The organism is Campylobacter concisus, assembly GCF_015679985.1.
In the GTDB taxonomy this organism is placed as follows: Bacteria; Campylobacterota; Campylobacteria; order Campylobacterales; family Campylobacteraceae; genus Campylobacter_A; species Campylobacter_A concisus_AC.
On sequence record NZ_CP049239.1, the window covers coordinates 1,105,779 to 1,129,795 of the forward strand.

Annotated in this window: 18 protein-coding genes, 2 tRNA genes and 3 rRNA genes; 10 read left to right on the top strand and 13 right to left on the bottom strand. The window is 38.6% G+C overall.

The window, feature by feature from the left end; genetic code table 11:
- Nucleotides 1–5: 5 nt before the first annotated feature.
- Together G5B98_RS05620 and G5B98_RS05625 are read right to left on the bottom strand one after the other, a co-directional pair.
- Nucleotides 6–785 (bottom strand): OmpA/MotB family protein, encoded by a 780-nt coding sequence (locus G5B98_RS05620; protein ID WP_035167452.1) that lies wholly within the window; start codon nucleotides 783–785, stop codon nucleotides 6–8.
- Nucleotides 785–1,552, bottom strand: a complete 768-nt coding sequence (locus tag G5B98_RS05625) for a motility protein A (protein ID WP_021091276.1) — start codon at nucleotides 1,550–1,552, stop codon at nucleotides 785–787. The genes G5B98_RS05620 and G5B98_RS05625 overlap by 1 nt, the downstream gene beginning before the upstream one ends.
- A 136-nt stretch (nucleotides 1,553–1,688) precedes the next feature.
- Between G5B98_RS05625 and glmU the strand changes: the two genes are divergently transcribed.
- From glmU to G5B98_RS09425, 8 genes are all read left to right on the top strand, one after another.
- Nucleotides 1,689–2,996, top strand: a complete 1,308-nt coding sequence (gene glmU, locus G5B98_RS05630; protein ID WP_196086294.1) for a bifunctional UDP-N-acetylglucosamine diphosphorylase/glucosamine-1-phosphate N-acetyltransferase GlmU — start codon at nucleotides 1,689–1,691, stop codon at nucleotides 2,994–2,996.
- On the top strand, nucleotides 2,983–4,155 hold the full coding sequence (coaBC, locus tag G5B98_RS05635) for a bifunctional phosphopantothenoylcysteine decarboxylase/phosphopantothenate--cysteine ligase CoaBC (protein WP_196087356.1): 1,173 nt from the start codon (nucleotides 2,983–2,985) through the stop codon (nucleotides 4,153–4,155). Before glmU ends, coaBC begins: the two co-directional genes overlap by 14 nt.
- Nucleotides 4,152–4,838 carry a hypothetical protein gene (locus G5B98_RS05640; RefSeq protein ID WP_196086295.1) on the top strand — a complete coding sequence of 229 codons (687 nt, stop codon included), beginning with the start codon at nucleotides 4,152–4,154 and terminating at the stop codon, nucleotides 4,836–4,838. Before coaBC ends, G5B98_RS05640 begins: the two co-directional genes overlap by 4 nt.
- Before the next feature lie 3 nt (nucleotides 4,839–4,841).
- A complete protein-coding gene (gene uppS, locus G5B98_RS05645) occupies nucleotides 4,842–5,513 on the top strand; it encodes a polyprenyl diphosphate synthase (protein ID WP_196086296.1) in 672 nt (223 codons plus the stop codon).
- A gap of 7 nt (nucleotides 5,514–5,520) precedes the next feature.
- The gene (locus G5B98_RS05650; RefSeq protein WP_196087357.1) at nucleotides 5,521–6,309 is read left to right on the top strand and encodes a prepilin peptidase; all 789 of its coding nucleotides are present in this window, start codon (nucleotides 5,521–5,523) and stop codon (nucleotides 6,307–6,309) included.
- Entirely contained in the window at nucleotides 6,302–7,330 is a 1,029-nt protein-coding gene (locus G5B98_RS05655; protein ID WP_148821591.1) for an LptF/LptG family permease, read from the top strand. The genes G5B98_RS05650 and G5B98_RS05655 overlap by 8 nt, the downstream gene beginning before the upstream one ends.
- A complete protein-coding gene (truA, locus tag G5B98_RS05660) occupies nucleotides 7,330–8,061 on the top strand; it encodes a tRNA pseudouridine(38-40) synthase TruA (RefSeq protein ID WP_196086297.1) in 732 nt (243 codons plus the stop codon). The genes G5B98_RS05655 and truA overlap by 1 nt, the downstream gene beginning before the upstream one ends.
- Before the next feature lie 66 nt (nucleotides 8,062–8,127).
- A complete protein-coding gene (locus tag G5B98_RS09425; protein ID WP_269775691.1) occupies nucleotides 8,128–8,316 on the top strand; it encodes a hypothetical protein in 189 nt (62 codons plus the stop codon).
- A gap of 146 nt (nucleotides 8,317–8,462) precedes the next feature.
- Here G5B98_RS09425 and G5B98_RS09645 read toward each other — a convergent pair whose 3' ends face one another.
- From G5B98_RS09645 to mqnE, 11 genes are all read right to left on the bottom strand, one after another.
- Entirely contained in the window at nucleotides 8,463–8,906 is a 444-nt protein-coding gene (locus tag G5B98_RS09645) for a ComEA family DNA-binding protein (RefSeq protein WP_084110099.1), read from the bottom strand.
- A 220-nt stretch (nucleotides 8,907–9,126) separates the two neighbouring features.
- Nucleotides 9,127–9,245 (bottom strand): 5S ribosomal RNA (gene rrf, locus G5B98_RS05670).
- A 133-nt stretch (nucleotides 9,246–9,378) separates the two neighbouring features.
- Nucleotides 9,379–12,282 (bottom strand): 23S ribosomal RNA (locus G5B98_RS05675).
- Between the two features lie 326 nt (nucleotides 12,283–12,608).
- Nucleotides 12,609–12,684: transfer RNA gene (locus G5B98_RS05680), tRNA-Ala, on the bottom strand.
- A 12-nt stretch (nucleotides 12,685–12,696) separates the two neighbouring features.
- A tRNA-Ile gene (locus G5B98_RS05685) sits at nucleotides 12,697–12,773 on the bottom strand.
- Between the two features lie 94 nt (nucleotides 12,774–12,867).
- Nucleotides 12,868–14,378, bottom strand: a 16S ribosomal RNA gene (locus G5B98_RS05690).
- The 16S, 23S and 5S rRNA genes sit together here with 2 tRNA genes alongside, the layout of an rRNA operon.
- A 362-nt stretch (nucleotides 14,379–14,740) precedes the next feature.
- Nucleotides 14,741–15,442, bottom strand: coding sequence for a pilus assembly FimT family protein (locus tag G5B98_RS05695; protein ID WP_196086298.1), 702 nt, complete (start codon nucleotides 15,440–15,442; stop codon nucleotides 14,741–14,743).
- Complete coding sequence (locus G5B98_RS05700; RefSeq protein ID WP_196086299.1) at nucleotides 15,443–16,660, bottom strand: hypothetical protein; 1,218 nt, start codon at nucleotides 16,658–16,660, stop codon at nucleotides 15,443–15,445. It lies immediately after the preceding gene.
- A 9-nt stretch (nucleotides 16,661–16,669) separates the two neighbouring features.
- Entirely contained in the window at nucleotides 16,670–17,110 is a 441-nt protein-coding gene (locus G5B98_RS05705; RefSeq protein ID WP_054196841.1) for a phosphoribosyltransferase, read from the bottom strand.
- A 12-nt stretch (nucleotides 17,111–17,122) separates the two neighbouring features.
- Nucleotides 17,123–18,415, bottom strand: coding sequence for an NCS2 family permease (locus tag G5B98_RS05710; RefSeq protein ID WP_087578927.1), 1,293 nt, complete (start codon nucleotides 18,413–18,415; stop codon nucleotides 17,123–17,125).
- A 12-nt stretch (nucleotides 18,416–18,427) separates the two neighbouring features.
- Nucleotides 18,428–19,492, bottom strand: coding sequence for an aminofutalosine synthase MqnE (mqnE, locus tag G5B98_RS05715; protein WP_196087358.1), 1,065 nt, complete (start codon nucleotides 19,490–19,492; stop codon nucleotides 18,428–18,430).
- A gap of 110 nt (nucleotides 19,493–19,602) precedes the next feature.
- Here mqnE and G5B98_RS05720 point away from each other — a divergent pair, with 110 nt between their 5' ends.
- Nucleotides 19,603–22,098, top strand: a complete 2,496-nt coding sequence (locus G5B98_RS05720) for an HD domain-containing protein (RefSeq protein WP_196086300.1) — start codon at nucleotides 19,603–19,605, stop codon at nucleotides 22,096–22,098.
- A 3-nt stretch (nucleotides 22,099–22,101) separates the two neighbouring features.
- On the top strand, nucleotides 22,102–23,913 hold the full coding sequence (gene glmS / locus G5B98_RS05725; RefSeq protein WP_196086301.1) for a glutamine--fructose-6-phosphate transaminase (isomerizing): 1,812 nt from the start codon (nucleotides 22,102–22,104) through the stop codon (nucleotides 23,911–23,913).
- Nucleotides 23,914–24,017 lie beyond the last annotated feature (104 nt).

Here is a 24,017-nt window from a genome sequence, read left to right on the forward strand (position 1 = left end):
CACGACTAATTCCTCATATCAAGGATACTTTTCTTAGTAGCCTCTTTATTTTTTGGCTCAAGCGATATGAAGTGAATTTCTACTCTATTATTCTTAGCTCTGCCATCTTCTGTGCTGTTGCTAGCGATCGGATCAAACGAAGCTTTGCCAGAAGCTATTATTCTATTTTGTGGCACGCCATCGTTAATTAACTCTTCAACTACGCTTAAAGCCCTTGCAGTTGAGAGCTGCCAGTTATTTTTATAAGCTGAGTCTTTGCTTGGTTCTATATTATCTGTATGGCCGATGATATCGGCTTTTACATCATTAGGCATTTTTGCCACAATCATGCCTATTCGTTTTAAAAATAGCTTCGCATCTTCGCCAGAAATTTCAGCACTATCCTTATCAAAAAGCATAGCCGCTGGAAGCCTTACGATAAAGCCATCTTCGCTCTCTTCCATAGTGATCTCAGGTGCCCCGCTAGCAGCTAGCAGCTCATTTATCTTTTTAACATTCATATTTAGCTCACTTTGTGAGCCCTTTTGCTTGCTTATCTTTTTTGCGCGAGTATTTTCTGGATCTGTCTCTTTTTCTATCTGATTTTCAGGTCTAGCACCACCTTCAAGCACGCTCAAAGCACCAGCTAGTGAGCCAACAGCGGCCTCCATCTTTTTAGCATCCATTGTCGCCATAGAAAGTAATAAAACGAAAAAACAAAGCAAAAGCGACATAAGGTCGCCAAAAGCAGCTAGCCACTCAGGCATACATTTTGGACACTCTTCTGGTTTTATTAACTTACCCATTATTCAAACTGACTTTTTCTATCTTTTGGTGGTAAAAATGCTAAGAGTTTAGCTTCAAGCGTTCTTGGATTATCACCTGCTTGTATCGACATGATTCCCTCAAGTACGACTTGTTTTTCAAGTGCTTCATCAGCATCGCGAATAGAGAGGATATTTGCCACAGGCGCACCTATGATGTTACCTATCATCGCACCATAAAGCGTCGTAAGCAAGGCAACCGCCATTGATGGGCCAATCGCACTAGGATCTGACATGTTAAGAAGCATCGCAACAAGACCAATGAGCGTACCGATCATACCCATCGCACCAGCAAAACCGCCGACTTGCTCAAAAATTTTAATATTATTTGAATGTCTTGTACTAGTTTGATCGATATCGATCTCCAAAAGTGCTCTGATCGCATCTGGCTCATTGCCATCGACCGCCATTGAGAGGCCTCTTTTTAAAAACTGATTTGTCTCATTATTTACTTCGCTTTCGAGCGATAAGATACCATCACGTCTAGCTTTAGTTGAATAATCGACTATTTTTTTTATAGTCTCAGGTAAATTTACTACGACTGATGGTTTAACAGCAATGCCATAAAATTTACCGATTCCTTTAAGCGTCTCCATCTTGAAGCCAACCATCATAACGCCGATAGTACCACCAAAAACGATCATCACAGAAGGAATATCGATGTATGGTCCTATACCAACGCCTATCGCCATTGATCCAAACAAAAGCACCAGGGTCAAAACCCAGCCGACGACGGTTCCTAAATCCATTTAAGCTCACTTTATTTATAAATTCTTAAGAATTGCTATTTTATTAGCTTTTTGTTGAAACAATCGTTAAATTAAAAAAAATGTTTGGCATTTTTTGCTACAATCTGCGAAATTTTTAACGTTAAAAGGCTTAAAAATGAACAATACTTCAATCATAATTTTAGCGGCTGGTCTTGGCACCAGAATGAAATCAAAACGCCCAAAAGTTCTATTTGAGCTATGTGGCGAGCCAATGATCATTCACATATTAAAGCAAGCTTATGCGATCACAAATGACGTTAGCGTCGTGCTTCACTACGAAAAAGAGTTAATTAGCAAAAAGATAAAAGAAATTTTCCCTCAAACTAAAATTTTCGAGCAAGATCTAGCAAATTTTCCAGGCACTGCTGGCGCGATAAAGAGCGTAAATTTAAGCGGCGAAAAGGTGCTTGTAACTTGTGGCGATATGCCTCTTGTAAAATCAACCGATCTAATGCGCCTAGCAAATGCTGAAGCGGACGTGGTTATGAGCTCATTTGAAGCGGCAAATCCTTTTGGCTACGGCAGAGTTATCATAAAAAATGGTAAAGTTGAAGGCATCGTCGAGCAAAAAGATGCGAGCGAAGCGCAACTTGCGATAAAAAGCGTAAATGCTGGCTGCTACTGCTTTAAACGCGAAGCGCTAGAGCAAATTTTACCACTCATAAGCAACCAAAACGCGCAAAAAGAGTACTACCTAACTGACGCCATAAAAATAGCAAATGAAAAGGGTTTAAAGTGCGTTGCAGTGAGTGTTAGCGAGCAAAATTTTATGGGCATAAATGATAAATTTCAGCTTAGCATTGCAGAAAAAATAATGCAAGATGAGATCAAGCAAGATTTGATGAAGGCTGGCGTTTTGATGCGCATGCCTGAGAGCATTTTCATAGACAGCAGAGCTAAATTTGAAGGCGAATGCGTGCTAGAAGAAAACGTAAGCATCCTTGGCGAGTGCGTCATCACAGAGAGCGTCATCAAAAGCTCATCGGTGATCGAAAGCAGCGTCATCAAAAACTCAGACATCGGCCCACTAGCTCACATAAGGCCAAATTCTGAAATTTCTAACACACATATAGGAAATTTTGTCGAGGTTAAAAAAGGCGTTCTTAGTGGCGTAAAAGCTGGACACTTAAGCTATCTTGGCGACTGCGAGATAGAAAGTGGCACAAATATCGGTTGTGGCACAATCACGTGCAACTACGACGGCAAGGCAAAATACAAAACCAAGATCGGCAAAAACGTCTTTGTTGGCTCAGATACCCAGCTAGTTGCCCCTGTCAATATCGCTGATAATGTTATCATCGCAGCTGGCAGCACCATCACAAAAGATGTTGAGAGTGGAGCGCTAGCGATTAGCAGAGGTCGTCAAGAGAACAAAAGCGGCTTTTTTGAGAAATTCTTTGGCAAAGACGATGTTAAAAAATAAGAAAATTTTACTAGCCGTTTGCGGTAGTATCGCCTTTTACAAGGCATTTGAAATTTTATCGCTGCTTAAAAAGCAAGGCGCTGATGTTTATGTGGCTTTAAGTGACGGAGCGCTTGAATTTTGCAGTGTAAGCGGCTTTGAGGCGCTAAGTGAGCATAAAATTTTAAGCTCACAAACACAAAACTGGCAAGATGGCGTAAATCACATAGCCTACTCTAAAATGGATCTAGTTCTCATCGCTCCAGCCTCTGTAAATACGATAAACAAACTAACAGCTGGCATCTGTGACAATGTCTTCATGCAAACACTAATCGCCGCCTCACACGTACCTTTAGTCGTTGCCCCTGCTGCAAATAACAATATGATAGAGCACTTCGCGACGCAAAACTCACTTGAAATTTTAAAGAAAAACGGTGCTTTAGTAGTAGAGCCGGTTTTAAAAACTCTAGCTTGTGGCGACGTTGGCAAGGGCGGTCTTGCCAGTCCTGAGATGATAGTAGAAGCTGCCATTAAAAGGCTTAGTAAGCCACTTTTTGCAGGCAAAAAAGTAGTGATCACTGGTGGTGCGACGACAGAAAAGATAGATGATGTTAGAGCCATTACAAATTTCTCAAGTGGCAAGATGGCGATGGCGCTTGCAAGGGCTTTTTACTATGCTGGTGCAGAGGTAAAACTACTTGCTAGCTTTGAAGTGGAAAACGAGCCCTTTGAGATTTTAAAATTTGGCTCAAGTAGCGAGCTTTTAGAGCTTTGCAAGAGCGAGTGTGAGAGCGCGAATTTACTTGTGATGTGTGCTGCAGTAAGCGATTTTGTTCCGACAAAAATTGATGGCAAGATAAAAAAAGAGGACGTTGGCGAAATTTTAAGCTTAAGTCTAAAGAGAAATGTCGATATTTTGCAAAGCTTAAAAGAGTTTAAATGCAAAAAGATCGGCTTTAAGCTTGAAATCTCAAGTGAGAGCGCACACAAAAACGCTAGAGCAATGCTAGAGCAAAAGGGGCTTGACGCAGTTTGCCTAAATATCTTGGGTGAGAAAAACAGCTTTGCAAGCGAGCAAAATGAGGTAAATTTCATCACGAAAAATAATAAAACTTTGCTGCCGCTTGCCTCAAAAGACGAGATTGCAGGGCGCATAGTGGAGCTAGCAGCAAATTTATGATAGAGAAAATTTCTCGCATTCAAAAAATAGCAAAAAATGTAAATACGCCACTAGTAGCGATAAATTCGTCACTTCCACTTAGTATCTTGGTAAGCCAAAAGATCGGCTTTAACAGATACATTTTAAATTTTGCAAATAGAAATTTAAACACAAAAAGCGCAAAAGAGCTAAACGTAGGCTCGAAATACTGGGGCGAGGTGCAAAGTCAGGGCGAAAATATCGTCATAAAAAATTTATACGAAAAGCCAAGAATTTTAGACGAAGATGTCTTGGCTGATGGGCTAAATCTTATCGAAAATTTGATAGAAAATGAGAATTTATCGTGGTTTTATGACCATTTATTTAAAAGTCTAAGTGAGGCTAAGACAAAAGACGAGATGAAAGTGCTAGCAAAAATGCTCTTTGCTCTGCAAGAAAATGTCGTGCATATACCATTTATTTATAATGGCATAAACGGCGTTTTTCAGCTAAAAAAAGATGAGAATGATATGAAAATTTTTTTAATATTTTCAAATTTTGCTCCACTTATTTTTAAATTCAAAAATGAAGTTTTATACGAGATCGCTACTCCATTTAATAATGTAGCTAGCTTGCTAAAAAGTGAATTTAGCGCCAACATAACAGTGCAAAATGTGAGTGCTCTTTGGAGCAAAAAAGAACAAATTATTGATATAAAAGGTTAAAGATTGAATGAATTAAACCACCTTGCTATTATCATGGATGGAAATGGACGCTGGGCTAAAAAACGTGGATTTTTACGGACAAATGGGCACGAAGCCGGAGCAAATGTAGTAAGCGATATGTGCGAATTTTGTATCGATAATGGAGTGAAAATTTTAAGCCTTTACGCGTTTAGTACTGAAAACTGGAAAAGGCCGCAAAAAGAGGTTGAGTTTTTGATGAATTTGCTTAAGAAATTTCTCATTTTAAAGCGTGCTGACTTTATAAAAAATGGGATCAAATTTAACACGATTGGTGACATTTCGCCATTTAGCGATGAGCTAAAAAACGAGATAGAAATCACCAAAAACGCTACAAGAGAGAATAAAAATTTATTATTAAATTTAGCTATAAACTACGGCTCAAAAGACGAGATCATTAGAGCTGTGAGAAAGCTAAATTTAGAAGGCTGCGAGATAAACGAAGCAAGCCTAAATATAGCACTTGATGAGAGTGAGCCGGTGGATCTTCTCATTAGGACTGGTGGCGAGAGCAGGCTTTCAAATTTTATGCTTTGGCAAGCAAGCTACGCGGAGCTATTTTTTACGCCAACACTTTGGCCTGACTTTAGCAAGGATGAGCTTACAAGCATCGTTGCTAAATTTAAAGATATAGAGCGAAGATTTGGCGGAGTTTAGCGAGATAATGGATAATTTAGTCATCTTTTTTACCGTTTTTGCTTTTGTTTTGGGTATTTGCGTGGGCTCATTTTCAAATGTACTGATATATCGCTTGCCACGAAATGAGAGCATAAATTTTCCAGCTTCTCATTGTCCAAACTGCGATCATAAACTAAATTTCTATCACAATGTTCCAATTTTTTCGTGGATATTTTTAGGCGGCAAATGTGCCTTTTGCAAGCAAAAAATAAGCCTCATCTATCCAGCAACCGAGTTAGTTTCTGGGGTACTTTTTTTGATCTGTTTTTTTAAAGAATGTAGCGAAATTTTAAGCATAGAAGCTCTGCTTTACGCGCTATTTTTAGGGCTTTGTCTTGTTATGTTGTTAGCTCTTAGCGTCATAGATATAAGATATAAAGCCGTGCCAGATCCACTTCTTTTTGCAGCGCTATTTTTCGCATTTATCTACGCTCTGATGCTTTTTATAGTTAAAGGAAATTTTGCCCAGATTTTAAATTTATTCCTTTTTGCACTTATCTTTTGGGTGCTTAGATTTGTTGTAAGCTTTGCCATAAAAAAAGAAGCGATGGGTAGCGCAGATATCTTTATAGCAGCGATCATCGGAGCTATCTTGCCAGTCAAACTGGCTCTAGTGGCGATCTATCTTGCAGCACTTTTTACACTTCCAGTCTATGCAATCGTTCAAAAAAAAAGCTACGAGCTGGCTTTTGTGCCATTTTTAAGTCTTGGCTTACTTATTACATACGCTTTTAAAGAGCAAATTTTAGAAATTTTAAGGTTTATTTATGAGTAGAGTGAATAGATATCTTTTATTTAATTTCCTAGGGACTTTTGCGTCACTATTTAGTACGCTTTTTTTGATCATGTCGATCGTATTTTTTATCCAGATCGCGCGCATCACTTCTTACATTGAGATCAGCTTTGGTGAGCTTTTTAAACTCTACTCATTTATGCTTCCACGCGTGCTACTTTTTGTCGTGCCTATCGCATTTTTTGTATCACTTGCGATGACTCTTTTTAGATTATCAAAAGAGAATGAAAGCATCGTTATTTTTACGCTTGGTGGCTCACCAAATAAAATTGCTAAATTTTTCTTAATATTTTCAGCATTTTTAAGCACCGCTCTACTTGTAATCGCTATAGTAATGATACCAATAGCCGCACAGCTAAATGCAAATTTTATTGATTATAAAAAGACTGTTGCAAAGCTAAATTTAAAGCCAACTCAGTTTGGACAAAAATTCTCTGACTGGATGGTCTATGTGGGTAGTGAAATGCAAGATAACAACGGCACTACTTATAAAGATATCGTGATGTTTAATCCTTACATTAAAGACTCCCAACGCTTAATCACTGCAAAAAATGCAAAGATCACTAATACAAATCAAAGCATCGAACTCTCTTTATTAGATGGAAAAATGTATGACATAAAAGATGAAATTTATCACCAAAGTAACTTCAAATCTATGAAGATAAGGACTGCCCAAAGTGAAGAGATAAGCAATATAGGCAGTATAAAAGAGTACTGGACGGAGGCAAATAGTAGCGAAAAAAGAAGAAAAGATCTTAGTACGTATGTACTTGTTGCACTATTTCCACTTGCCAGTACACTTTTTGCTATAAGCTTTGGCATCGTTACTTATAGATATGAAAAGGGCATGGTTTATGTTGGGACATTTGGCGTTTTATTTGGGTATTTTACGCTCATAATGCTATTTTCATCAAAGCCAGCTTTTGCGATTCCACTCATATTTTTCGTCTTTTTATTGGCAGGAATTTTACTTTTTAAAGCCAAGATCATGCGAAGATACTAATGAAAATCCAACTAATTTATAGCTACGATGGCTCCAAATTTCAAGGCTCGCAAACTCAACCGCATGAAAATGGCGTAGAAGATGAGCTTTCGCGTGCCCTAGCTCACGTCGGAATATTTGAAAAAATAGTCTCTAGCTCACGTACAGACAAAAACGTCCATGCGATCAATCAAAGCTCAAGCGTAATTTGTGGCGATCATTTTAAAAATTTAGAGCATCTAAAAGAGCTAATCAACCGCCATGCTCATCCAAATATTCATATAAAACGTATAAATTTAGTTGATGAAAATTTTCAAGCAAGATTTGACGCCGTAGCAAGGTCTTATAGATACATTATAGATCATGGAGAATTTGATGTTTTTAGCTCAAACTATAAAGTCTTTTTGCCAAAATTTGATATCAAAAAAGCAAATGAAATTTTATCTAATTTTGTTGGTGAGCATGATTTTAGCTCCTATATGAAAACAGGAAGTGATACAAAAAGTCCAGTGCGAGAAATTTTTAAGGCATTTTGCTATGAATACAAGAACCAAACTATCATCGTTTTTAAAGCGAACGGTTTTTTGCGCGCACAAGTACGGCTTATGGTTGCAAATCTACTTAAAGCCTTGAGTATAAAAAATGGTGGTGAGCTCATCAATGCTTCACTTAACGGATGCTCTGTCCTAACTCGTATCCCGGCTCCAGCTGAAGGACTTTATCTAAATAGAGTTTTCTATAAATTTAACTAGGTATTTAAAATATTCAATAGTAAGCTTATTTAAAATATTAAATAAAGAATCCTAACCCTCCTTCAAATTTTTAACGCAGTAAATGATAAAGAAAAACTTTTCAAGATCCACTCTGACTCACCTAAAGCCTGCCCACTTGGTAGCAAGATCGAGGGACTCTTAACTGGTCACTTCCTAAAAGCACAAGAAGCTTTAGAGGATAGTTTAAGAAACATTACTTTACAAGATCTATTGGATGAACTTATTAATCTATAAAAATTTAAAAAGTTGACAAACTAAGTTATAGAATTTAAAAAGTAGGCAAATATATAAAAACCAATCTATTTTTTATTAGGAACGCTATGCGCTCCTAACTATTTTTATATACTTTATGTAAGAATTTTTATAAATTTCTAGATTTATTACTCTTTGCTCTTCTCTTTTTTAGCTTTACTCTTTTTCTCTGCTTTATCTTTTAGCTTTTCTTTCTTATCTTTGACTTCTTTTGCACTATCTTTAGCACTATCTTTTTTCTCTTTTACTTCATCACTCTTTTTACTTGCTTTTTCTTTTATCTCATCTTTTTTAGATTTTATTTTAGATTTTGTGTCATCTATCTTTGTAGTGCCTGATACTGATATATCTGATTTTAAATTTTCAAATGTCTTATCGCCTATACCATTTACATTTTTTATATCTTCTATTGAGTTAAATTTATTCGCTTTTCTATACTCTATTATTGCATCTGCCTTTGAAGAACCTATACCATCTAAACTCATTAACTCTTCTTTTGTGGCGGTGTTTAAATTTATGGCTGCTAGTAATGTAGAAGCTGCTGCTAATAGTGAGAATATAATCTTTTTCATTTTTTGTCCTTTTTGGGTAAATTTGGGTTTGGAGTCTATCATATTTGGTGTTTTTAGTCAACACTTGTATAAAAGCATAAACTAAAAGATATTTATAAACATAGAGATAAAAAGTCTAATTATTTAAAAATATAAATAAATTTTAGATTTGATATTTTGTTATAAATTAAAAAAATATTAAAAGAAGATTGTTTAGATAAAGAAGATTAAAAATTAACAAAGCCCGCAACGACCTACTTTTCCAACATCCCAGTAAGGGAGAGTATCATCAGCCAGGACGAGCTTAGCTTCTTGGTTCGAGATGGAGCAAGGCGTTTCCTCGTCTGTATAGTCACGGGCAGTGTTAAATAAAAAATATATCAGATAAATCTCTTATTTAACACTACTTGATAAAGTTAAAAGTCATAAACAAAGTCTTATAAAAACATATCTTATTAAGTTTTTATCCTTAACAAGGAAGTGATGCTTATTAAAAGATAAGCAGACGAGCTATTAGTACTGGTCAGCTAAAGGACTTTCATCCATTACACACCCAGCCTATCAAACACATAGTCTATATGAGCTCTTAAAAGAAGATTCATCTTGGAGTTGGCTTCCTGCTTAGATGCTTTCAGCAGTTATCACATCCCAACATAGCTACCGAGCGGTGCCCTTGGCAGAACAACTCGTACACCAGTGGTTGGTTCGACCCGGTCCTCTCGTACTAGGGTCAACTCTCCTCAATCTTCTTGCGCCCACGGCAGATAGGGACCGAACTGTCTCACGACGTTCTGAACCCAGCTCGCGTACCGCTTTAAATGGCGAACAGCCATACCCTTGGGACCTGCTCCAGCCCCAGGATGCGATGAGCCGACATCGAGGTGCCAAACCTCCCCGTCGATGTGAGCTCTTGGGGGAGATCAGCCTGTTATCCCCGGGGTACCTTTTATCCTTTGAGCGATGGCCCTTCCACACAGAACCACCGGATCACTAAGACCGACTTTCGTCTCTGCTTGACGTGTATGTCTCGCAGTTAAGCTGGCTTATGCCTTTATACTCTACGAACGATTTCCAACCGTTCTGAGCCAACCTTTGTAAGCCTCCGTTACATTTTGGGAGGCGACCGCCCCAGTCAAACTACCCACCAGACATTGTCCTACTTGAGGATAACTCAAGCTAGTTAGCTATCAGAATAAAAAAGAGTGGTATCTCAACAATGGCTCACCATAAACTGGCGTCTATGGATCAAAGCCTCCCACCTATCCTGCACATTTTTATCCCAATAGCAGTGTCAAGCTGTAGTAAAGGTCCACGGGGTCTTTCCGTCTTGCCGCGGGTAGGAGGAATTTTCACCTCCACTACAATTTCACTGGATCCCTCTTCGAGACAGCTCCCATCTCGTTACGCCATTCATGCAGGTCGATATTTAATCGACAAGGAATTTCGCTACCTTAGGACCGTTATAGTTACGGCCGCCGTTTACTCGGGCTTCGATCAAACGCTTCGCAGAGCTAACGTCATCAATTAACCTTCGAGCACCGGGCAGGCGTCACACCCTATACATCCTCTTACGAGTTAGCAGAGTGCTGTGTTTTTGGTAAACAGTCGGGAGGGACTCTTTGTTGTAACCTTCAATGCTTACGGAGTAAATCCTTCACAAAGTTAGGCACACCTTATACCGAAGATACGGTGCTATTTTGCAGAGTTCCTTGAAGAGAGTTCTTCCACGCGCCTTAGAATACTCATCCCACCCACCTGTGTCGGTTTACGGTACGGGCAACTATAACTAAACTTAGAAACTTTTCTTGGCTCGACAGTATCAGCAATTCGCTATCCATTCCGAAGAACTTCAAACGCCTGTGGGGTCTCGGCTTAAAAAGATCCGGATTTGCCTGGATCTTAACCTACACCTTTCGACTAGCACTACCATCCGCTAGCTTGCTTAACTCTAAGCGTCCTTCCATCGCACATTATAGTTGGCATTGGAATATTAACCAATTTTCCATCGCATACCCCTTTCGGACTTTGCTTAGGACCCGGCTAACCCTACGATGACGAGCATCGCGTAGGAAACCTTGGGTTTACGGCGTTGGGGATTCTCACCCCAATTATCGCTACTCATGCCTGCATGCTCACTTGTATTCACTCCAGCACTCCTTACCGGTATACCTTCAACGCAAATACAACGCTCTCCTACCACTTAGTAAAACTAAGTCTAAAGCTTCGGTACTCATTTTAGCCCCGTTATATTTTCCGCGCAGAATCACTAGACCAGTGAGCTATTACGCTTTCTTTAAAGGATGGCTGCTTCTAAGCCAACCTCCTGGTTGTTTAAGTAACTCCACATCGTTTTCCACTTAAATGAGATTTAGGGACCTTAGCTGTTAGTCTGGGTTGTTCCCCTCTCGACGACGGATTTTATCACTCGCCGCCTGACTGCCATGATTACACACTAGGTATTCGGAGTTTGATAGGGTTTGGTACATTGGTGTATGCCCTAGCCCATTCAGTGCTCTACCCCCTAGTGTTACTACATGACGCTATACCTAAATATATTTCGGAGAGAACCAGCTATCACGATGTTTGATTGGCCTTTCACCCCTATCCACAAGTCATCCCATAGCTTTTCAACGCTAGCGGGTTCGGTCCTCCACCGGCTCTTACACCGGTTTCAACCTGCTCATGGATAGATCACATCGTTTCGGGTCTGCAACGTCTGACTAAACGCCCTATTAAGACTCGCTTTCGCTACGGCTCCGGGTTTCCTTAACCTCGCCAGACATCACAACTCGCAGGCTCATTATGCAAAAGGCAGTCCATCACCCTGATAAATCATAGGGCTCTGAATGATTGTAAGCAAATGGTTTCAGGTTCTATTTCACTCTGATCACCTCAGTTCTTTTCACCTTTCCCTCACGGTACTTGTGCACTATCGGTCTAGTAGTAGTATTTAGGGTTGGATAGTGGTCTACCCAGCTTCAGACAGAATATCACGTGTTCCGCCCTACTCAGGATACTGCTAAGTAAAACAAAGCTTTCATATACGGGAGTATCACCCTCTACGCTCAACCTTTCCAGGTTATTCTATTAGCTAAGTTTAGTCTATATTGCAGTCCTACAACCCCGTTAGTAAACTAACGGTTTGCCCTCTTACGCGTTCGCTCGCCGCTACTAGCGTAATCTCTTTTGATTTCTTTTCCTGAGGGTACTAAGATGTTTCAATTCCCCTCGTTCGCTCCATATTAGGTAGTTAAGCTCGCGCTTAACTGGGTTGCCCCATTCAGAAATTCCCGGATCAAAGCCCCTTGACGGCTCCCCGAGACTTATCGCAGCCTGGCACGTCTTTCATCGCCTCTACTAGCCAAGGCATCCACCACTTGCTCTTTGTAGCTTACCTTTTCTATATTAGATTATTCTAATTCGCATCACTTCCTTGTTAAAGATAACTTTATGTTACTGTATTTAAATTCTAGCTCTCAAGACGGAAAGCATTGACTACTATTTAGATAAGTTTTAAATCCTAAATAGATTGTGATGTCAAACTTTTGCATTAAATGCAAAGAGAATAGAAATTTAAATCTTTAACAAGTCCTGTAAAATTGTTTTTAAAACTTGCTTGTGACTATTAACAATATTAATTAAAAGAACATTTAGACAAAAGTCTAATTAGAAAGTTTAATTTTTAAGCTCTCTAATTAGACTTAATATAGTTAAACTATTTTATGGTGGAGAATAGCGGGATCGAACCGCTGACCTCCTGCGTGCAAAGCAGGCGCTCTCCCAGCTGAGCTAATTCCCCAATTAAATTCTCTGGTGGGCCTAACAAGACTTGAACTTGTGACCTCACCCTTATCAGGGGTGCACTCTAACCAGCTGAGCTATAGGCCCCTATAGGTCTATCAATCTTTCAAAACTAAACAAGGATGATTGAGAATATCTTTCTTATAGATATCTTGTGAGAGAATATCTATATGTACTCTAGAAAGGAGGTGATCCAACCGCAGGTTCTCCTACGGTTACCTTGTTACGACTTCACCCCAGTCGCTGATTCCACTGTGGACGGTAACTAATTTAGTATTCCGGCTTCGAGTGAAATCAACTCCCATGGTGTGACGGGCGGTGAGTACAAGACCCGGGAACGTATTCACCGTAGCATGGCTGATCTACGATTACTAGCGATTCCGGCTTCATGGAGTCGAGTTGCAGACTCCAATCCGAACTGGGACATATTTTATAGATTTGCTCCATCTCGCGATATTGCTTCTCATTGTATATGCCATTGTAGCACGTGTGTCGCCCCGGACATAAGGGCCATGATGACTTGACGTCGTCCACACCTTCCTCCTCCTTACGAAGGCAGTCTCATTAGAGTGCTCAGCCGAACTGTTAGCAACTAATGACGTGGGTTGCGCTCGTTGCGGGACTTAACCCAACATCTCACGACACGAGCTGACGACAGCCGTGCAGCACCTGTCTTAACATTTCTGCAAGCAGACACTCTTCTATCTCTAGATGATTTGTTAGATATCAAGTCCGGGTAAGGTTCTTCGCGTATCTTCGAATTAAACCACATGCTCCACCGCTTGTGCGGGTCCCCGTCTATTCCTTTGAGTTTTAATCTTGCGACCGTACTCCCCAGGCGGTATACTTAATCCGTTAGGTGCATTACTGCCAAGACTAGCTTAGCAACAACTAGTATACATCGTTTAGGGCGTGGACTACCAGGGTATCTAATCCTGTTTGCTCCCCACGCTTTCACGCATTAGCGTCAGTTGAGTTCCAGCAGATCGCCTTCGCAATGGGTATTCCTGGTGATCTCTACGGATTTTACCCCTACACCACCAATTCCATCTGCCTCTCCCTCACTCTAGATTACCAGTTTCCCAAGCAGTTCTATGGTTAAGCCATAGGATTTCACAAGAGACTTGATAATCCGCCTACGCGTCCTTTACGCCCAGTGATTCCGAGTAACGCTTGCACCCTCCGTATTACCGCGGCTGCTGGCACGGAGTTAGCCGGTGCTTATTCGTTAGGTACCGTCATTGTTCTTCCCTAACAAAAGGAGTTTACGCTCCGAAAAGTGTCATCCTCCACGCGGCGTTGCTGCTTCAGGGTTTCCCCCATTGAGCAATATTCCCTACTGCTGCCTCCCGTAGGAGTCTGGACCGTGTCTCAGTTCCAGTGTGACTGATCATCCTCTCAGACCAGTTATGCGTCATAGCCTTGGTGAGCCATTACCTCACCAACTAGCTGATACAATATAGCCTCATCCTACACCGAAAAACTTTCCCTATCTAACTTATGTAAGACAGGAGTATAGAGTATTAGCAGCCGTTTCCAACTGTTGTCCTCTAGTGTAGGGCAGATTAGCTATACATTACTCACCCGTGCGCCACTAACTCATAAGAGCAAGCTCTTACTTGTCCGTTCGACTTGCATGTATTAGGCACGCCGCCAGCGTTCACTCTGAGCCAGGATCAAACTCTCCATATTATTACCTAGCAAAATTTATTTGATAGGATTTTATTATGAAGTTTTTAATCAAAAAAACTTTTAGTTTTATTTATTAGTTTGTCTAATCTATTATAATTATAAAATAATAGACTGGCTCAATCGATCACTTGTTTAGATTTCAAAGATTGACTAATAGTTTAACAATTGTAAGTTAAAAGAACAACGATAAAAAGAAAAGGCTTTATTAACCAATGAAGTTAAAGGTGGTTTCTCGTTTCGTGAGCTGGAATTATATACGAGCAATACTTAAAGATAGTTGAAATAATTAGGGAATTTGAGAAAAAATTGTTAGCGATTAAAAATTTTAAATTGTGTATTTTTATTAGTGGGTTTATAGGGTCTTAGTTTATATATGCGTATCCACTTCTTTTTTCTATATTTATAGAGGCTACATTGTTATTTTTATCTGTTAAAACTATCTTACAATCACCTTTTAATAGTCTTGAATAAGGTCTTTTCGCTCCTTTATTGTTAGTAACACTTACCACTCTCATAGGCCTACCTAATTCGTCAAAATCAATGGTTTGTGTTTTGCCTTTTCCGCAACTACCGACAAATTTAACCGATTTTATGCCATATTTTTTTTCAATATTTAAATCTATATTAATTTTATTACAATAGGATTGAGGAATGCCTCTCCAGCCCGCACTTAAGAATTTGTTTGATTTTTGTGTATCGATGGCAACCTCTTCTTTGGAATTTAAATTACCACTAAATTTATTACCACTACCTCTTTTATCATAAAAAATACTATATTTCCAAGATTTAGCCCCAGGCTCATCTACAGAGCACTCTTGCAAACTAGTATCATTAATAGCTATCCCCCACCTCATTTTAAACCAAAATTTTTCATTTTCTGAATGTACAAATTTATCATCTTGCATGGCAAGGTGCTGGGCGTACCTTATATGCGTTAGCATCTGCGTAGCTGCCTCTCTGGCTCCGTTTATTTCTAGTCTTGGTATGATCATTGCTGCAAGTATGCCTACGGCAATGATTACAAAGATAAGCTCTATAACAGTAAAACCCTTGTTTTTATGCATCTACCTGCCTCTTACGTCAAAATTTGCAATTACTTTTCCCATTTTTTCTATGCAAAATTTTGATTTTCCATCTAGATCGGCGTTTACTAATAAATTTTTAGACTCATCTCTTACGTCTATACCATAAAATTTAAGTCTTAATGCAAGCTTTTTATTATCAGTGTATAAATCCTTAATTTCCACTTCTTTTAATTTAGTAGCAAGCTCTTTTACAACATCAAATTTATATACAAAATGCTTTGTTGGGTTATCTAAAAATAGGTAAAAAATTTGATTAAATACGATCATCGACCAGTTTAAGGCTAAAAAAAGCATCGCTAAGGTCGTGCAAATTTTATAGCCTTTTCTAAATTTTGGCAATCTTACGCGATACGAATTAAAAAAAACTCTTACCATAAGTGGCGTTGCGATCACGCAAAATGGCAAAAACTGCTCAAGTTCCAGCCTTTGGCGCACTGAGACTATCATGCAAAAGCAAAATGAGCAAATCGCAATAAACCATAAGAGATCCTTCTTTTCCTTAACCCAAATTCTATAAATCGTATAGACAAAAAATATAAAAATAAATGGCGAGAAAACAGCGGCAAAGATACCAAAGGTATCGATAAAGTGCCCACTTGGCCTACCATTTGTATCAAAACCAAAAAAGTAAAGCGTGAGCAAAAATAAAATAGCACTTAGCCAAGCAAGAGGCGGCTTTCTTTTGTAAAGTGCAAATATAAAAAACCCTACGTAAAATATCAAAAAATCGCCATCTATAAAAAAAGAAAGACAAAAAAATGTTACAAATAAAATTTTATTTGTAACATGAAAAAAGTATATACATAGGAGCGCCAGCATAACGCAAAGCCCAGCATTATTGACGATAAGAGCTAAAGCTATCGTGCCAGGAAGTAAGATAAAAAGCAATACCGCAATAAGTCTATCAAACTCCAATTTAATGTAAAATTTGCTTATCTTATACATTAAAACGACACTTATGACATGAAACGCGATCATCACAGATCTTAGAGCAAGATCTGTTTGACCAAAAATTTGAACGCTTGAGTTTAAAACATGGCTAAGAAAATTTTGTTTGTTAAAAAAAATTTCAGCTTCACTGTAACTTATGCTAAGAGAATCTGCTGTATAAAGTAAAAACATACAATCAATCAAACATATTAAAAATACGCTAAAGGCGACGTGATGTCCAACAAATTCTCTAAATTTATCTAGCAAAAATTTTCCTTAAATATGTATATCCCAAAAAAACTCAATCCAATCGTGAGCCTCTTTTACCTTAAATTCTGGCAAAAGCAAAGCCTTCTCTTTATAAAAGACGGTCGCTATTTTTATATCTAAATTTGGATAACGCTTAAGCAGTTCCCTTTTTATCTCGACCATGCTCTCGCCACTATCAATGATGTCATCGACGAGCAAAATTTTAGTGTATTTGCTAAGATCTGGTACGTTAAAGATATTAATCGTATCAAGCTTGTTTGTATCTTCATAATGGATAGAATTTAAGGTAAATAAATTTCTATTATTAAGCGCAACAGCTAGCGAGTGGCCAAGCGTTAGACCGCCTCTTGCCACAGCTAGTATCACCTCTGGATCAAACTCATCTTTTATCTGTTTTGCCATCTTTTTAGTATCAACAGCAAATTCATCGTAGCTATAAAATATCATCTTTCTTCCTTATCAATGCACTAAAAATACGATAAAACTAATGAGCGCTAGCACGACTACACCTAAATTTATATCGCTAAATTCTCTCTTTATGAGCTTAACTATTACGTATGACATAAAGCCAAATGCAAGGCCGTTTGTGATCGAGTAAGTAAGTGGTATGAGCACAACTATGAAAAATGTCGCAACCGCAATGGCTGGATCTTTGAAATTTATACTAGCAAGCTCGGCAAACATAAGCACGCCAACCATTACAAGGATCGGATAGATGGCATTGCCAGGGATCGCTTTAAAAAGTGGCAACATAAATAATGTAAGTATAAATAAAAGTCCGCAAAATACAGCCGTTAGACCAGTTCTACCGCCCTCTTCTACACCGCTAGCACTCTCTACAAACGATGTGGTCGTACTTACGCCTACAAGTGAGCCAGCTGCCGTAGCAATAGCGTCAGCTTCAAGAGTTTTTTCAAGTTTTACGACGCCATCTTTTTTGTTTTCATCAAAAATTCCAGCCCTCGTTCCTACACCAGCTAGTGTGCCTATCGAGTCAAAAAGATCGGTCACAAAAAATGTAATAACAACTGGCAGCAAGGCTAGGCTAAGCGCACCTTTTATATCAAGCTCTAAAAATATCGGAGAGATAGAGGCTGGAGTTGAGAAAATTTCTGTTGGATGAGGAGCGATACCAAGCACCCAAGCTATTACTGAAGTAGCAAGCACAGCTAGGATAAACGCACCCTTTATCTTCCACGCCCAAAAGCAAATAACTAAAAATAATCCCAAAACGCCAAGAAGTACGTTTGGATCTTTGAAATTTCCTATACCAACCAAAACTGCGTCGCTATTTACAATAAAACCCATTTGCTGAAACGCCACAAAGCTGATAAAAGTGCCTATGCCAGCGCTTATCGCTCTTCGTAGGTCAAGCGGAATAGATCTAATTATCCACATTCTAAAATTTGTAAAAGACAAGACGACAAATATCACGCCGCTTAGAAAAACAACGCCAAGAGCCGTTTGCCAAGGTACTTTCATGCCGATGCAAAGACCAAATGTAAAATAAGCATTAAGCCCCATGCCAACGCTCATCGCAACTGGCGTGTTCGCCCAAAGGCCATTTAATACAGTAGAAAAGATGGTAATTAGCGCAGTTGCAGTGATTAGTGCCTCATAAGGCATACCAGTTTTGCTCATAATGATCGCATTTACCGGCACGATATACATCATCGCCAAAAACGTCGTAAGTCCCGCTCCAAATTCCTGCTTCACACTCGTTTTATTTTGTGCTAAGTCAAAAAATTTCACCCCAAGCTCCTTTTAGTAAATTTTAAGTTCGTTATATAAACTATCACGCTCAACCGGCGTAAAACCAGATGTTTTTATGAGATCGCAAAATGTCTTTAGCGTAACGCCATTTGCACTGTTTGCACCAGCTGCACTTTGGATACTCTCTTTTTCTATCGTACCATCAAGATCATCAGCGCCAAATTCCTGAGCGATCATCGCTAAATTTAGCGTCGAAGTAGCCCAGTATGCCTTTATGTGTGGGACGTTATCAAGCACCAAGCGAGATATCGCCATAGTCTTTAAAATTTCAGCTGATCCTAGAAATTTAACATCTTTTAAGTAGTTATTTTCTCTTTGATAGACAAGCGGGATAAATGCGTTAAATCCACCAGTTTCGTCCTGCAAGTCCCTAATCCTTAGCATGTGATCGATCCTATTTTCACGACTTTCTATGTGTCCAAAAAGCATTGTAGCGTTACTTTGCTTGCCTTTATCGTGCCACATTTTGTGGATCTTTAGCCAGTTCTCGCTACTAACCTTGCCTTTGCAAATTTTAGCCCTGACCTCTTCGTCAAAAATTTCAGCCCCACCCCCTGGCATGCTATCGACGCCGTATTCAAGCATCTTTTCTATCACCTCATCGTAGCTTAAGCCATAATGCCTTGATAAAAAGTCGATCTCAGCTGCCGTCATCGCCTTTACGTGAAGTTCTGGATGAGCTGCCTTTATCTTTTTAAAAATTTCTAAATACCACTGCCAGCCACTTTTTGCATTGTGAGCTGATACGATGTGTATCTCTTTTACTCCGTGACTCACGCTTTCATCAACGATCTTTAAAATTTCTTCGTGGCTCATTAAGTATGGATTTGGATTTTTTCTGTGAGCTGAAAATGCGCAAAATTTACAGATATCAGCACAGATATTTGTTGGATTGATATGGCGATTTACATTAAAAAAGACCTTGTTGCCGTGCAGTTTTCTGCGCTTTTTGTCGGCAAATTTAGCCAATGTAAAAAGATCAAGCTCATAAAGCGAAAAAGCCTCTTGCTTGCTTAATCTCTCGCCACTTTCTAGTTTTTGTAATAGATTCATTATCTTTATCGTCCTAAAGCTGAACTTAAGGCTTCATTATAGGCAAATAAAGCTTTGTTTTTGCAAAAATTATGTAACATTTGCCAAGATATTTTTAACAATGGAAACATTAAATGCTGGCCGATAAAAGTACCAAAAATAGCGATAATTATTTAAAAATTAAAGAGAAATTTCTTGATTTTAAGGCAAATTTACCAAAACATTTTCAAAAAAATCAGGGTAGAAATTTTGCAAATTTTTTAGCCAAAGAATGTGATGATTTTATAAAATCTTATTTAAATGAAACTATGCGAGATTTTTTTGATGATTTTGTACCGCAAAATGATAGCTTTGCCTTTAGTGTTTTAGCTACTGGAAAATACGCCCAAACCTTACTTAGCGCAAATAGTGAGCTTGAAATTTTACTAGTTTATAAAAATTTAAAAGGCTACAACATAAAGAATTTCTTAAAAGAATTTAGCGAAATTTTAAGTAGCTCTGGAATAAATTTTTATATAAAAAGCGTTGAAATAGATGAAATTTTTACAAATTACAAAGACGATCTCAAATTTAAAAGCGAAACATCGCAAGTCCGATATATCTGTGGTTCAAAAAGTCTCTACCGTCTAGTAAAAAGCGAGATCGTAAAATTAAAAGAATTTGATAAAAAAACCTTTTTAAACTACCATTTAAAGGCATTTTTGCCGTTTTCTAGCATCAGCTACTTAGCCCAAGAGCCAAATCTAAAAAGTGGCTTTGGCGGGATAGATGAAATTTATCACCTAAACTGCATACTAAACTGCCTAGATAGCGACATTTCAGTTAGATCACAAGCCCTAAAAGTGATGAATGAAAAAGAGATCGCTAGCTTTAACCTAAATGTAGACTTTTTACTAAGCCTACTAACCACCTTAAATTTAACGCAAAATTCTGATACTTTTAGCGCTTCAAGCGTTGAGATCACGACAAATTTCATGCAAACAAAGTCTAAAAAACTTCAAGACAATGAAAGCGTTATCAGCCAAAAGATGCTAAGCTCGATGAATAATGTCGCCATTTATTCGAGGTTTATCATCGCTTCTCTTTGCAGGCCATTTTTTAAAAGTGAGCTAAATTTTGATCAGAGAAAATTTGCAAGGCTAAAAAATGGCTTTTACGAGATAAATGGCGTTATTTACGTGCCGCTTCATAAAAAGCCAGCTCTCATTGAAAATCTAATAACCGAGCTTTTAGAACTAAAAGATGTTGATTATAAATTTGATATAAGTGCGATCTTTTACATCAAGCGAGCCATCATCACAAAAAGTGGCTTAGAGCGTGCTATAAGTGAGTTTAAGAAGATATTTTTAAGAAAAAATTCCTACGCTATTTTAAAGTCATTGCTTGATGCGCAAATGATACAAATTTTAATAAAACCAATGGAACACATCAGCCAGCTAGCTCAGTACGACGGCTATCACGAATTTACGGTCGATGAGCATAGCATTTTAAGTGTAAAATTTCTTGAAAATATAAAAGATAAATTCATAAAAAATCTCTATACCGAGCTTTGCTTGGAGGGCAAAACAATGCTAAAGATCGTGACTTTAATGCACGACGTTGGCAAGGGGCTTGGCAAAGATCACGCAAATATCGGCGCTAATATCTTTAGAGCCTACGCAAACAAGCTAAATTTAAGTCAAAAAGCTGTAAATATCGGCGTCATCTTGATAAAATACCACACGCTAATGAGCAATGTCTCAAACAGAGAAGACATTTATTCCCAACGCGTTATATTTGCTTTTATCTCAAAGCTTGGCGACAAGCAGGTTTTAAAACTGCTTTACATCCTTAGCTACTGCGTGATAAATGCGACAAACGAGAGGCTCTATAACGCCTACACAGCAAAGCTTTTAAGGGAACTTTATGAAATTTCTCTTAGTGCATTTAGCGATGAAAATTTACTAGATGAAGCGACAAGGCGCGTAAAAAAAGAGCAGTCTATAAAACGAAATAGCGAGTTTTTGGCACTTGAATCAAAGCTGCAAGAGAAAATTTTTAAAATCACATCAAATCTTGTCTTTATAAAATATAGTGCGAGTGAGATCATAAATTTAAGCAAGGTTGCAGATAGCTTAGATGCGACAGAAATTTTTATAAATAACTCTAAAAATTTAAGCATTCAGATTTATACAAAAAAGAGCCTAAATTTAAGTGCTCTGCTCTATGAATTTGCTAAATTTGACCTAGCATACATGGAAATTTTTGAGCTATTTGAGAAGAAATTTTATATCAGGCTTGATTTTAACCAAAATGTTAAAAAAGAGGAGCTTGAAACTACTAAAAATTTAGCTCTAAAATCCTTAAATAGCGAGGTTTTAAAAGAGCCTTTGAAACCAAACATTAACAAAGATGAGATAAACTTCGAGCTAAATCACTCAAAAGATTACGCCAAACTTAGCATCAACGCAAAAGATCAGCGCGGACTAATGGCTTATGTGATGAGTGTTTTTGATAGGCTTCATTTTCAAGTCACTAGTGCGAGAATCCAAACGGTCAAAAATAGAACAAGAAATCTCTTTTTGATCGAGAAAAACGAGCGACTTGAGAGTAAAGGCGAAGAGATATTAAATTTATTAATAAGCGAGTAAAACATGTGTGGAATCGTAGGATACATCGGAGATAAAGAGAAAAAAGAGGTCATTTTAAGCGGTCTAAAAGAGCTTGAGTACCGAGGATATGACAGCGCTGGTATGGCTGTGATGAGTGATGACAAAATCGACTTTTTTAAGGCTGTCGGTAAGCTTGAAAATTTAGCCCTAAAGACAAAGGACTTTACATCAACTGGCTTTGGCGTGGCGATAGGTCACACACGCTGGGCGACGCACGGCAAACCAACTGAGATAAACGCTCACCCACACCTTGGCGAGCACTCATTTGTCGTTCACAACGGCATTATCGAAAACTACAAAGAGCTTAAAGATGAGCTTGAGGCAAAGGGCGTGAAATTTGTCAGCCAAACCGATACTGAGGTGATCGTGCACCTTTTTGAAGAAATTTTAAAAGAGAAAAAAGATCCATTTAAAGCTTATGAGGCAACTATTGCAAAGCTAAGAGGCGCTTATGCGACGCTACTTATCACCAAAACTGCGCCTGATAAGATATTTTTTGCAAAAGATGCCGCTCCTATGGCGATAGGAAAGAGCGACAAAAAAGAGCTATACTTTGCTTCATCTGACGCTCCACTTATCGGCAATGCAACAGAGGTGGCATATCTTGATGACAACAATTACGGCTACGTGAGCTTAGACGAGATCGCAGTCTTTAAACACGGCAAAAAGGCGAGCATAACGTTTAATGCTTTACCAAAAGATAAGAGCTATGCCCAAAAAGAGGGCTATACATTTTTCATGGAGAAAGAAATTTACGAGCAAGGTGCAGTCGTATCTGAAACCATTATGGGCAGGGTTAAAAACCACAAAGTCACTCTTGAAAATTTAGACGATGAATATCTAAAAAGTATCGATGATGTCGTGCTTTGCGCGTGCGGCACGAGCTACCATGCAGCACTAACCGCAAGCTATCTTTTTGAAAGGCTTGCTAAAGTTAGAACAAAGGTCGAAGTTGCTAGCGAATTTAGATACAGAAAGCCTTACTTAAACAAAAATTCGCTTTTTATCGTTATATCTCAAAGCGGCGAAACAGCAGATACTCTAGAAGCATTGAGGATCGCTAAAGAAGCCGGTCTTAGGACAATTGCTATTTGTAACGTTGATAACTCATCTATCGTTAGACTAGCTGACAATACTCTTCTAACTCGCGCTGGCATTGAAAAAGGTGTGGCAAGCACAAAGGCCTTTGCAACGCAAATCATCGTGCTTTGGATGCTTGTGCTTCAAATGGCAGCAGCAAAAGAGTCTATCAGCAAAAAAGAGCTTGATCACGAGATCAAAACGCTTCTTCACATCCCACAAATTTTAAATATCAACAACTCTCTTCAAGAGAAGCTTCACCGCCTAAGCAAGCATTATTTACACGGTCATGGCTTCTTCTTTATTGGTAGAGATATTTTCTATCCGCTAGCACTTGAAGGTGCGTTAAAACTTAAAGAAATTTCATATCTTCACGCCGAGGGCTATCCATCAGGCGAGATGAAACACGGCCCTATCGCACTTGCAGATGAGAAGCTATTTACGATCGCTTTAATGCCTCAAAATTTACTTTATGAAAAAACAAAAAGCAACGTCGAAGAGCTTGCCGCAAGAGATGCTTACATACTAGCGATAAGCCCACTTGAGTTTGAGCTAAGCGATGACTACGTAAAAACAAGCGCGCAAGATCACTATATGAGCGAATTTTTCGAGATGATGCTTGTACTTCAGCTACTTGCTCTTGAAATTTCTGTTAGACTTGGCAACAACGTCGATATGCCAAGGAACCTCGCAAAAAGCGTAACTGTCGAATAATTTAACTAGCCAGCAAACACTGGCTAGTTAAATTTTATTTGATATTTTGCATTAGATTTTATAAAATTCTGTTCTTGCAAGAGTGCAGCCCGTCTAAAATTTAT